Source organism: Amycolatopsis sp. NPDC059021 (genome assembly GCF_042739895.1).
Taxonomy (GTDB): domain Bacteria; phylum Actinomycetota; class Actinomycetes; order Mycobacteriales; family Pseudonocardiaceae; genus Amycolatopsis.
On record NZ_JBHYIQ010000181.1, the window covers coordinates 1 to 11,204 of the forward strand.

At 72.4% G+C, this 11,204-nt stretch carries 9 protein-coding genes; 3 read left to right on the top strand and 6 right to left on the bottom strand.

All coding sequences use genetic code 11. From position 1 onward, the window contains the following. Positions 1-201: 201 nt before the first annotated feature. Positions 202-1,659, top strand: coding sequence for a DNA polymerase ligase N-terminal domain-containing protein (locus ACFWX1_RS47060; protein ID WP_378396451.1), 1,458 nt, complete (start codon positions 202-204; stop codon positions 1,657-1,659). Positions 1,660-1,662: 3 nt separating this feature from the next. On the opposite strand, the gene ACFWX1_RS47065 is transcribed toward ACFWX1_RS47060, so the two are convergent. The 6 genes from ACFWX1_RS47065 to ACFWX1_RS47090 all read right to left on the bottom strand — a co-directional run bounded on the left by ACFWX1_RS47065 (position 1,663) and on the right by ACFWX1_RS47090 (position 8,460). Continuing rightward, positions 1,663-2,061: an SPW repeat protein gene (locus tag ACFWX1_RS47065; RefSeq protein ID WP_378396452.1), complete on the bottom strand. Its 399-nt coding sequence runs from the start codon at positions 2,059-2,061 to the stop codon at positions 1,663-1,665. 155 nt (positions 2,062-2,216) lie between these two features. After that, positions 2,217-3,086, bottom strand: coding sequence for a non-homologous end-joining DNA ligase (ligD, locus tag ACFWX1_RS47070; protein ID WP_378396458.1), 870 nt, complete (start codon positions 3,084-3,086; stop codon positions 2,217-2,219). 11 nt (positions 3,087-3,097) lie between these two features. Continuing rightward, positions 3,098-4,015 carry a non-homologous end-joining DNA ligase gene (gene ligD / locus ACFWX1_RS47075; RefSeq protein WP_378396459.1) on the bottom strand — a complete coding sequence of 306 codons (918 nt, stop codon included), beginning with the start codon at positions 4,013-4,015 and terminating at the stop codon, positions 3,098-3,100. A gap of 140 nt (positions 4,016-4,155) precedes the next feature. Beyond that, positions 4,156-4,644 (bottom strand): hypothetical protein, encoded by a 489-nt coding sequence (locus ACFWX1_RS47080; RefSeq protein WP_378396453.1) that lies wholly within the window; start codon positions 4,642-4,644, stop codon positions 4,156-4,158. A gap of 98 nt (positions 4,645-4,742) precedes the next feature. Beyond that, on the bottom strand, positions 4,743-7,598 hold the full coding sequence (locus ACFWX1_RS47085; protein ID WP_378396454.1) for a BTAD domain-containing putative transcriptional regulator: 2,856 nt from the start codon (positions 7,596-7,598) through the stop codon (positions 4,743-4,745). Positions 7,599-7,755: 157 nt separating this feature from the next. Further along, complete coding sequence (locus ACFWX1_RS47090; RefSeq protein WP_378396455.1) at positions 7,756-8,460, bottom strand: DJ-1/PfpI family protein; 705 nt, start codon at positions 8,458-8,460, stop codon at positions 7,756-7,758. A gap of 98 nt (positions 8,461-8,558) precedes the next feature. On the opposite strand from ACFWX1_RS47090, the gene ACFWX1_RS47095 reads away from it, so the two are divergent. Together ACFWX1_RS47095 and ACFWX1_RS47100 are read left to right on the top strand one after the other, a co-directional pair. Continuing rightward, positions 8,559-9,536, top strand: a complete 978-nt coding sequence (locus ACFWX1_RS47095; RefSeq protein ID WP_378396456.1) for a GlxA family transcriptional regulator — start codon at positions 8,559-8,561, stop codon at positions 9,534-9,536. A gap of 49 nt (positions 9,537-9,585) precedes the next feature. Continuing rightward, on the top strand, positions 9,586-11,139 hold the full coding sequence (locus ACFWX1_RS47100) for a YibE/F family protein (protein ID WP_378396457.1): 1,554 nt from the start codon (positions 9,586-9,588) through the stop codon (positions 11,137-11,139). Positions 11,140-11,204: the final 65 nt, after the last annotated feature.

Here is an 11,204-nt window from a genome sequence, read left to right on the forward strand (position 1 = left end):
CCCCAGCGTGCTGTCCGTGACGAAACATTAACACATCCACCCCCACTCGACGTATGTCACTATAATAAAACAACAAACAAAAAACACACACCCCCCAACGCCCCCGCTCCGCCGCAAGGAAACTCCCCTTCGGCCCGAACCCCCGTACGGAGGTTTCCCGGTGCGAGGGAAGGGATACGCTGGGGAACGACCGAACGGGGAATGGGGGTGCCACGGCCGGATATGGCGGAACAACTCGGCGAGTACCGGCGTAAGCGCGATCCCCGGCGCACCTCGGAACCGTGGCCGCGGCGGCCCGAACCCGGTGCCGACGACCTGTTCGTGATCCAGGAACACCACGCGCGCAGGCTGCACTGGGACATCAGGCTGGAACGCGGCGGCGTGCTCGTGTCGTGGGCGGTCCCGAAGGGCCTGCCGATGTCGCCGGACGTCACCCGGCTCGCGGTGCACACCGAGGACCATCCGATGGAGTACGCCGATTTCGAGGGCGAGATCCCGGCAGGCGAATACGGCGGCGGGCGGATGACCATCTGGGATCGCGGCCGGTACGAGACGCTGCACTGGAACGACCACAAGGTCGAAGTCGTCTTCCACGGCGCGAAGGCACGCGGCAAGTACGTCTTCGTCAACCGGCACGATCCGGAGTCCGAACGGGACTGGGTGCTCAAACGATTGGATCCGGCCGAACCCGGCCGTGCGGAGATCCCGTCGTTCCTGGCCCCGATGGCGGCGAAACCCGGCCGCCTCCCCGCCGTGTCCGAGGACGCCGAGTGGGCCTACGAATTCGCCTGGTCCGGCCAGCGCACGATGCTCCGGGTGTCCGGCGGCCGGGTCACCGCCTACGACGAGTCCGGCGCGGACGTCACCGCCCGTTATCCCGAACTGCGCGGGCTCGGCGAGCAACTGGGCTCCACCGAGGTCCTGCTGGACGGCGAGATCGTCGCGTTCGAGGACGGCAGGCCGAGCGCCGAGGGTCTCCGCCGCCGCGGCCAGGCCGACGCGGCCGCGGCGAAGCGGCTCAAAGACCGTTACCCCGCCTTCTTTCTCGCCTACGATCTGTTGCATGTGGACGGTCGCTCCTGTCTCGACCTGCCCTACACCACGCGCCGCGAGCTGCTCGAAGGCCTCGACCTGACCGGCCCGTTCTGGCAGGTGCCCCAGCACTACCTCGGCGACGGCGGCGCCGTCGCGCGCGCCAGTCACCAGCACGGCCTCGCCGGGATCCTCGCCAAGCGCGCGGACAGCCGGTACCGCCCCGGCCGCAGCACCGGCGACTGGCTCGCCATCACCGATCCGCATGTGCAGCGGGTCGTGCTCGGCGGCTGGCGGCCCGGCGGCGGACGCCGCAGCGGGACCTTCGGCTCACTGCTGCTCGGCGTGCCCGAGGGCGACGCACTGCGCTACGTCGGGAATGTCGGCGTCGGATTCTCCAGCGCCGAGCTGGAAACCCTGGCCCGGCGCCTGCACCGGCTCACCCGCAAGACCTCGCCGTTCCACGAGGTTCCGGCACGGCAGGCCGAAGACGCCCACTGGGTGCGGCCGGTACTCGTCGGCGAGGTGGTCTACCGCGGCTGGACCTCGGGGTCCTGCCTCGCCGCGCCCCGCTGGCGCGGACTGCTCGAAGACGCCGCCCCCGAAGACGTCGAACCGGACGACTGACCGTCACTGGCGCGTGCGGCGCGGGAAGATGGCCAGCGCCGCGACGGCGGCGACGACACCCGCGACGGCGTTGCCGATCCACGCGCCCGTCGAAGGCGGCGTCTCGTCGCCGAATCGCAGCACGCCGGGCGAGACCACGGCCCAGGCGCCGAGGACCGGCACGACCCACCACAACGGGCGCAGCCGCTCGTCGAGCGTCCGCCCCGCGGCGAGGCCCACCAGCGCCAGCCCGGTGACGGTGTTGCTCACCGCGAGGTCCGCGGCGCCACCGAACCGGGTGATCCAGGGCGCGACGATCAGGTAGAGCCCCGCCAGCACCACCAGCCCGGCCCCGGCGCCCACGGCTCCGCGTGCCGTGCCCATCCGCTCCGGATGCGTGACCGGGTTGCTCCCGCTGGACATGAACGATCACCTCGAACCCTCTGCTCGGTTCCGCGTCCGCCCCCATGGGTACCCACCCGCGGCGCCACGGAACATCGGCGCCGTGAAGGACTCCTTACCGGCGCTGAGTGCCGTGAAGGAGTCCTTCACGGACTTCCCTGGAGGCCACGGGCGGCTCAGTACTGCTTGAGCTGGGCCAGCGCCTTTTCCGCCGACGCCGCGTGCTCGGCCATGTCGTGCCACGGATCCGCCTTGCGGGCCAGGCGCCGCTTGATCCGGTCCGGCGTCCAGCCGTCCGGCTCGGCCTTGGCCAGCTCACCCCAGTCGAGCGGGGTGGCGACACCGGCGGCGGGCCGCGCGCGCAGCGAGTAGGGCGCGATGAACGTCTGCGTGTAGCCGTTGCGGTTGGTGTCGAGGAAGACCCGGCCCCCGCGCTTGTCCCGGCGCTGCGCCACGGTCAGCCGCTCGGGGTCGACCCGCACCAGCAGCTCCGAGGCCTTCAGCGCGACCTGCCGCACGACGGCGTAGCTCGCGGTGGGTTCGACCGGCGCCACGACGTGGAATCCCCGGCCGCCGGTGGCCTGCAGGTACGCGGTGAGCCCGACCGCGGTGTACACCTGCCGGATCAGCTTGGCGATGTCCCGCAGTTCCCGGACGTCGGCGTCGTCGGGCGGGTCGATGTCGATTACCACCATGTCCGGCTTCTCCAGCGCGTCCATTGTGGACGTCCAGATGTGGTATTCCACCACCGCCTGGTTGGCCAGGTACACCAGCGACGCGGCGTCGTCGCAGATCACGTGGCGGACCGTGGCCGAGGTCCGCTGCGGGACCTTCTCGACCCGCAGCCAGTCCGGGAAATACGAGCTTGCCTCCTTCTGGAACCACGTCTCCCCGTGGATGCCGTGCGGGTAGCGGCGCAGCGTCAGCGGGCGGCCCCGCAGATGCGGCACCATGACGTCGGCGACGGCGCGATAGTGCGCGACCACGTCGCCCTTGGTGAGGCCCCGTTCGGGGTAGAAGACCTTGTCCGGATTGGACGTTCGTATCTCGTCCGGGTTCACCGGTCCTCCCGCACCACGTCGGCCGCCGCCTTGTCGTCGCGGATCCCGGCGAACCGCGCGTGCCGGAGTTTGCCCTCGGGTGTCCATTCGGCGAATCCCGCCTGGATCACCAGTTCCGGGCGCACCCAGTGGCTGCCGCGTTCGCGCACCGTCCCGGCGAACGGCGAGGTCCGCTGCTCCAGCGGCGTCAGCCTGCCGAGCAGTTCGCGCAGCATCGCGTCGTCGAAGCCGGTCCCGACCTTGCCCGCGTACCGCAGCGCCCCGTTGTCGTGATACCCCAGCAGCAACGCGCCGAGCCCGGACCGGGTGCCCTGCGGATCGGTGTACCCGCCGACGACGAACTCCTGTTCCCGCACGCACTTGAACTTCAGCCAGTCGCTCGAACGGCCTGGTGTGTAAGGGGAATCGGCGCGTTTCGCGATCACGCCCTCCCAGCCGTTGCCACAGGCCTCGGCGTAGAACCGCTCGCCGTCGCCGTTGCGGTGCGCCGCGTACCGCAGGGGGTCGCCGAAGTCGAACGCGTCGCGCAGCAGTTGCTTGCGCTGGCGCAGCGGCAGGCCGACCGCGTCGATGCCCCCGAAGTGCAGCAGGTCGAACGCGTAGAAGTACACCTTGACCCCGCTGCGCCGCGCCCGGCCGGGATCGGTGAGGTGCATCCGCGGCTGCAGCGCGGCGAAACTCGTGCGCTGGCCGTCGAACGCGACGATCTCACCGTCCACGACGAACTGTTCGCCGCCGCGTTCGGCCAGCGCGTCCGCGATCTCGGGATAGGCCCCGTTCATCGGCTTGCGCGCCCGGGACCACAGTCCGACCTCGCCGCCGTCGCGCACGCAGAGCGCGCGCACGCCGTCGAGCTTGCGCTCGAAGACCCAGTTCGGGTCCGAGAAGCGCCGCTCGGTGAGGGTGGCCAGCATGGGCTCCCGCCATCCCGGCCGGACCAGGTCCGTCACAGCCAGCAGGGTACCCGGCACCACCCTGACCTCGCCGGATGAAGATCGGCCGGGCCGGGAGCTGTCCGTCGCCCTCATGCGGACAGCTCCCGGCCGGGCCCGCGCTAGAAGTAGGTGATGTCCCAGTGGCTGCCTTCGTCGCAGTAGAGGTTTCCCGACGACGCCTTCCACTGCGGGTAGCCGTCCCCGCGCTTGCCGGCGTAGGTGAAGCTGTTCTTGACGTAGCCGTCGATACAGCTGTTGTGCGAGATGTCCACCTTGTAGCCGTTGTAGTGGCTGTAGGTCCCCGCGGCGTGGCCGACCTCGGTCCCGCCGGTGATGTTGAGGGCGCAGCCGCTCGCGCGCTTGAGCGTCAGCACGCCGTCCACCGTGCCGGCGTTGATCTGCTCGTAGGAGGTGCAGTGGGAGTTGGTCCGGGTGGTGCAGCCGCCGCTCGACGAGTGGGTGACGCCCGCCGCGCTCAGCTTCGCCGCCGCCTGCGCCTGGGTCAGTTTCGTGACGGCCGACGCCGTGCCGATGGTGGCGAACACCATCGTCGCGGCCGCCGCGGTCAGCCCGAAGGCCGCTCGGGGCAGCATGGGTGACAACCGCATGGCTTGCCTTCCTCGGGGTGTGCTCGACAAGGGCCAGCCAAATCGGTGTCGCCATAACTTCGCCAAACGCCCGGCGCCGCGGTGTCCCGGCGGGCCCGTCAGGTCCGGATTTTCGTCAAGACTTCACGAGTCCGCGCGGCCTCGGGCGAGTCGCTGGAGACGGCGTTCAGCTCGCGAAGGGCCCGCAACTCCCACAGCGGGAATCCCAGCCTGGCGAACAGATCGGCCGCCCGGCGCAGGACCCGCTGGGCGTCCGCCGCGGCACCGGTCTCGGCGTAGGAACGGCCGAGGCTCATCAGGGCGTACCCGGCGCCACGCCGGTCGCCGAGATCGTGGAAGACGCCCATCGCCGCCCGCAGATGCGCCCGCGCGGCCGCGTGGTCGCCGGCCAGCCGCCTGGCCTCGGCGAGGCTGCGATGCGTGTACGCGGCGGCGTGCCGGTGCCCGATCTGGTCGAACAGCGTCAACGAGCGTGTCAGGCACCCCTCCCCTTCCCGCCACTCCCCCGCCTCGGTGTGCAGATCCCCCAGGCTCCGCAGCACGTGGGCCTCCCAGTGCCGCTCCCCGGTCCGGACCGCGCCGCCCAGCGCATCGTCGAGCAGGTTCGCGGCCCGGTCTCTCCGGCCGCCGCGGCGCAGGACGTCGGCGTAGCGTTTCGCCACCTGATCGCGCGAGCGTTCGTCGTCGCTGTGCTGGGCAAGCAGCACACTCGCCTCGAAGCTCTCGACGGAACGGGGGATGTCCCCGAGATCTTCGAGCAGCGAACCGAACTGGGCCGCCGTGACGGCCTGACGCCGATGGGCGCCACACGCCCGCAACAGCTCGAGCGCCTCGCGCAGTTCTTCGACCGCGGCCCGCGCGTGGCCGGAGTCGAGGTCGATGTCGGCGATCGCGCTCAACGCCGCGCCGGTCTGTTCCAGCTCACCGAGCGCGCGGAACCGGGTTTCGGCCATGACGTAGTAGTTGCGGGCCAGCCGCCAGCGCCCGCCCTGGGCATGCACGGAGCCGAGGGTGAACAGCCGTCCCGCCTCCGCGCGGTGATCGCCCCGGCGCCGCGCGGCCACCAGGCCGCGCACCGAGACGGCCCACGCGGAGCGGCCGAGCCACGGCGTGCCCGCCCGCGCGGCGCACGCGTCGGCGAGCTGCCCGGTGAGCTCCGTCCAGCCGTGGCGCGACGCGAGGTGCACCGCGGCGGCGAGTTGCTCGGTGTCCGGACCGGGCACGGTGCCCAGGGTCTTGGCGAGCATCGTTTCGAGCGCCTGACGCAGTTTCCCCGGATCGAGCCGGACCGGGGGCCGCTCGGCCAGTGCCAGCCGGACGAAGGCGGACAGGGTGTAGGCCGGGCCCGGCCGCAGCAGGTGCCCGTCGGCCAGGGTGTCGAGCAGATCCCGGACCTCGGCGAGCGGACGCCCGAGCAGAATGGCCGCGCACCAGTCCGTGACCGGGCCGCCGAACGCGGCGAGCAGGGCCAGCGCGTCCCGCTCGCCGGAGGTCCGCTCCGCCAGTGCCGAAACCAGGACCGTCCGGACGCTGAGGTCGCCCACGGCGAGCTCGTCGAGCTTGCGACGTTCGTCGGCGAGGCGGGCGGCGAGATCGGCGACGCGCAGCCGCGGCCGTTGGACGAGCTTCGCCGCGGCGACCCGCACGGCGAGGGCGAGCCCGGCGCACTGCCGCAGCACCTCGGCGACGGCCCCGGGTTCGGCACGCAGCCGGTCCCGGCCCGCGATCGCCCCGAACAGCTCGCGAGCGTCCACTGTGGACATCTCGGGCACGGCGACCGGGCGGGCCCCGGCCAGCCCCGGCAGCACCCGCCGGGAAGTGATCACGGTGGCGCAGCCGGGCCCGCTGGGCAGCAGCGGCCGGATCTGGCGTTCGGTGGCCGCGTCCTCCAGCAGCACGAGGAGCCGCCGGTCCGCGGTCATCCCCCGCCAGGCGGCGACCAGCCCGGCGAAGTCGGCGGGCAGCTCGGCCGGGGCGGCACCGAGCGCGCGGAGGAAACCGGCGAGCACCTCCCGCGGTTCGGCAGGCGCACCGCGCAGCGTGGCCACGAGCTGCCCGTCGGGGAATCGCTTCCGAGCGCGCCACGCCGCCCGCACCGCTAGAGCCGTCTTCCCCGACCCCGCCGGCCCGTGCACGACGACGGGCGCCCGCCCGCGCAACGCCTTGGCCAGCGCGGTCAGTTCCGCCGTGCGCCCCACGAAATCCGGGAGGTCCGGCGGAAGCTGGGCGGGCGCACCGCCCGCCGTCCACTCGGTGCCGGCGATCCGCCGGTAGACCGCACGCATCTCCTCGCCGGGATGAACCCCCGCCTCGTCCCACAGCGCGCGGCGGGTCCGCCGCAGGACGTCCAGCGCCGCGTCGCGCCGGTCCAGCCCGTCGAGCGCACAGGCGAGCCGGGCGGCGACCCGCTCGTCGGCGGGACGCGCGGCCAGCACCGGATCCAGCCGGCTGACGACCGACGGCCCGTCACCGTCGGCCAGCTCCAGCTCGACCAGCTGGAGAAGCGCGGACCGCCGCCGGTCCTCCAGCCACAGCTTGTGCGCCTCGAGCAGCGGGCCGCCCGCGACGTCGGCCAGCGCCCCGCCTCGCCAGCAGGACAACGCCCGCTCGAAGAGATTCCGGCGTTCCACCCGGTTCGCCGCCGCCGTCGCGGCGTTCACCAGCGCGCGGAATTCGCCGGCGTCGAGTTCCCCGTCCGCGACCGTGAGCGCGTACCCGCGCGGCCCCGATCGCAGCCGCTGCCCGGCGTCGTCCACCGCGTGCCCCGGCGACAGCGTCTTGCGCAGCTTCGACACCGTCACCTGCACGATCGCCGCCGCGCTCGGCGGGGCCCCGTCCGGCCACAGCTCGTCGACCAGGGCGTCACGGGAGACGAACTCGTTCGGGCAAGCGAGCAGGACCGCCAGCAGCCTGCGTGGCTGGGGCGCGGAGGGCAGCGGTACGGAAGCAGCCAACGGGCCGAGAATCTGGAACCGCACTGACGTCCCCACCAGCGTCGCGTCTGCATCGCACGGGCAGGTGCGAATCTAGCCGCTGACACGGCGTCACGGACCCTCTCGCACGGACCTCACCCGGTTGGCCGCCTCCGTCCGGCGGAGTGCGCCGGGGAGCTCAGGCCTGAGCGAGCAGTTTCTCCAGCAGTTCCGGGTTGTCCGCGAGGCCGTCGCGCAGCACGTGTTCCCGCAGCGGTGTGAGCGGGCCGTAAGGCGGGTTCGACCAGTCGAGCGGCCCGAGCGGCGGCTGCGGGTCGTATTCGACGGCGAACTGGACGGTCCTGGCCACCTCCGTCCCTTCGAGCCGCTCGACGATGTGCAGCGCGAGGTCGATCCCCGCCGACACCCCGGCCGCCGTGATGACCGGGCCGTCCTCGACCCACCGTCGCGCCACCGGCTCGGCGCCGAACGCGCGCAGCAGGTCGCGGAACATCCAGTGCGTCGTCGCGGGCCTGCCCTCCAGGAGCCCGGCGGCCCCGAGCAGCAGCGACCCGGTGCAGACCGAGGTGACCAGCCGCGCGCTCGCCGCGGCCGAGCGCAGGTAGGCCAGGAGTGGCTCGTGGGACAGCGCGCGGATCGTCGGCTGCCCGCCACCCGGCACGAGCAGGGCGTACGGCGCGGGCACGTCGGCGAAGGTGTGACTCGGCGTGACCCCCAGCGGGGTGTCCGTGCCGAGCCCGTCGAGCGTCTCCCCCACGACCACGACCCGGTAACGAGGGTTGTGCGACGCCAGCGCCGAAAGCACCTGCAACGGGCCGACCAGGTCGAGCACGGTGAATCCCGGGTACACCACGAAGGCGAAGGTCTTCTGTTCGTCCGTCATACCGTCACCGTGGCAGCGGGCCGGGCCACGCGCGGGGACGATGTCCGGAATCCTGCGAACCGTGTCTCACCGCCAGTTCAGGTGTTACCGTACGGCGTATGCCGGGTTCACCCAGACGTGTCGTGATCATCGGTTACCCGGACGCCGAACTCCTCGACATCGCCTGCCCGGCCGACGTGCTCCACGGGGCGAACAAGCTCGGCGCGCGGCCGGGGTACGAGATCCGGCTGGCCACTGTGGACGGTCGAGACGTCGAATCCTCGTGCGGGCTCACGCTGCGTACGCAGTACCGGCTGGACCAGATCACCGGCGAACTCGACACGCTGATCGTCGCCGGCGGTCTCGGACATGAGGCGGCGGCCGCGGACGAGCGGATCCTCGGCCACGTCCGGCGGCTCGCGCAGCACAGCCGCCGGATCGCCTCGGTCTGCACGGGCTCCACCGTCCTCGCGTCGGCCGGGCTGCTCAACGGGCGCCGGGCCACCACCCATTGGATCTACGCCAACCGGCTCGCCGAGCGCTTCCCCCAGATCACCGTCGACCCGGTCCCGCTGTACGTCCGGCACGGCAACGTCTACACCTCCGCCGGGGTGACCAGCGGGCTCGACCTCACGCTCTCGTTCGTCGAGGAGGACAACGGCCCGAGCCTGGCGCGCGAGACCGCCCGCGCGCTGGTCACCTACCTGCAGCGGCCGGGGAACCAGGCCCAGGTCAGCATGTTCCTGTCCGGGCCGCCGCCCGAGCACCGCCAGGTCCGCGATCTGACCGCGTATATCGGCGAGCATCTCGACGCCGACCTCGGCACCAACACGCTGGCGCAACGGGCGGGTGTCAGCGCCCGTCAGCTGACCCGGCTCTTCGACGCGCATCTCGGGACTTCGCCGAGCCGGTACGTTCGCACGGTCCGTACCGAGCACGCGGCCCGGCTGCTGTCCTGCACCGAGCTCCCGCTCACCGCGATCGCGCGCCGGTGCGGGTTCGGCTCGACCGAGACGCTGCGCCAGGCGTTCCTCGATCATTTCGACACCCCGCCCTCGGCGTACCGCCGCGTCCACCTCCGCCAGTCGCCCGCCTGATCCGAGCCCCGCCGCCACCCGGGCGCATCCGCTGTGGAGGATGTGCTTCGTGGATCGCCGAGACATTTCCGATGACGACACAGGCCCGATTCGCCGGGTCTCGGACGATCCGTCGCCTTCGACGCCCCGCCGCGCGCCCGGAACGTCCCGGAGTGCCGGAAATCCGCCCCGGCGCACGCCGCCGGAAGGCGGCCGCCGCCGCGCCGGCACCGGCGAGACGCCGCGCACCCGCGCCGCCGCCGCACCGCGCCGGAAACCACCCGCGCGGCCTGCGCCGAAAACCCCCGCCGAACCCACTGCCAAGAGCACCGCTGCCGACGGCGGCCACGGGCACGGGCACAGTCATGGCCACGGTCCGGCCGCGCCCGCGTCGCGCCGGGTCCGCCTGCTGCTGATCTGGCTGCTGGCCCCGCTCGCCCTCGCCACCGTCGTGGGCATGATCGTGCTCTACCCGTGGGGCAAGGCGTCGCCGAAGAGCGTTATCCAGCAAGGCACGCCGGTGAAGGCGACGATCGCGAGCACGGTCACCGGCCCGTGCCTCGCGCCGGGCCAGGTCCAGGTCGGCACCCCGCCGCCGTCCGACGGCAAACCCTGCCTGACCGCCGACCTGAAGATGACCGACGGCCCGGGCGCGGGCAAGACGCTGCGCCTGTCCGTCCCCATCGAGCCCAGCACGCCGAGGTTCGCCGCGGGCGACGACATCGTCCTCGCCTACAACGGCGGCAACGCCGCCGATCCGGCCTCGTTCCAGATCGTCGACTTCCAGCGCGGGACGCCGCTGCTCGTCCTGGCCGCGTTGTTCGCCGTGGCGGTCCTCGTGCTCGGCCGCTGGCAGGGACTGGCCGCGCTCGTCGCGCTGGTGCTGAGTTTCGTGGTGATCGCGCTGTTCATCCTGCCCGCGATCCTCGCCGGGGAGAATCCGCTGCTGGTGGCGATCGCGGGCGCGGGCGCGATCATGTTCATCGCGCTCTACCTGACCCACGGGCTGTCCGCGAGAACCTCGGCCGCGGTGCTCGGCACGCTCGTCAGCCTCGCGCTCATCGGGGTCCTCTCGGCGATCTTCTCCGCCGCCGCGTCGCTGACCGGGCTCGACGAGGACACCTCCAACCTGATCGGCTCGCTCGGCCACGGCATCGACGCGCGCGGGCTGCTGCTCGCGGGCGTCGTCATCGGCGCGCTCGGCGTGCTGGACGACGTCACCGTCACCCAGACCAGCGCGGTGTGGGAGCTGCGGCGCGCCAACCCGGCGCTGACCTGGCGCGAGCTGTACAGCTCCGGGCTGCGGATCGGCCGCGACCACGTCGGCTCCGCGGTCAACACCCTGGTCATGGCCTACGCCGGGGCCGCGCTGCCGGTGCTGCTGACGTCGTCGATCTCGGGCGTCGGGCTCGGCGCGCTGCTCGGCAGTGAGAACATCGCCGCGGAGATCATCCGGACCCTGGCGGGCAGCGTGGGGATCGTCGCGGCCGTTCCGGTGACGACGCTGCTGGCCGCGCTGATCGCGTCGCGAGAGCCCGCAACCCACCTCAGTGGCACCACCAGTCCCTCGCGTGCACTCCTGTCACGCAAGCGCGCCCCGGCGGCGGAACCCGGCCCCGGGTGAGGTACGAAGTCGGGCACACAGCGTCGGTGGGAGGGACCGTGTTCGAGTTCGTGCTGGCTGGTCCG

Bases quoted from the DNA above. Each gene is read 5' to 3' on its own strand.
- ACFWX1_RS47080 (WP_378396453.1), bottom strand. From the start codon at position 4,644: ATGCGGTTGTCACCCATGCTGCCCCGAGCGGCCTTCGGGCTGACCGCG.
- ACFWX1_RS47090 (WP_378396455.1), bottom strand. From the start codon at position 8,460: ATGACGGACGAACAGAAGACCTTCGCCTTCGTGGTGTACCCGGGATTC.
- ACFWX1_RS47095 (WP_378396456.1), top strand. From the start codon at position 8,559: ATGCCGGGTTCACCCAGACGTGTCGTGATCATCGGTTACCCGGACGCC.
- ACFWX1_RS47060 (WP_378396451.1), top strand. From the start codon at position 202: ATGGGGGTGCCACGGCCGGATATGGCGGAACAACTCGGCGAGTACCGG.
- ligD (WP_378396459.1), bottom strand. From the start codon at position 4,015: ATGCTGGCCACCCTCACCGAGCGGCGCTTCTCGGACCCGAACTGGGTC.
- ACFWX1_RS47065 (WP_378396452.1), bottom strand. From the start codon at position 2,061: ATGTCCAGCGGGAGCAACCCGGTCACGCATCCGGAGCGGATGGGCACG.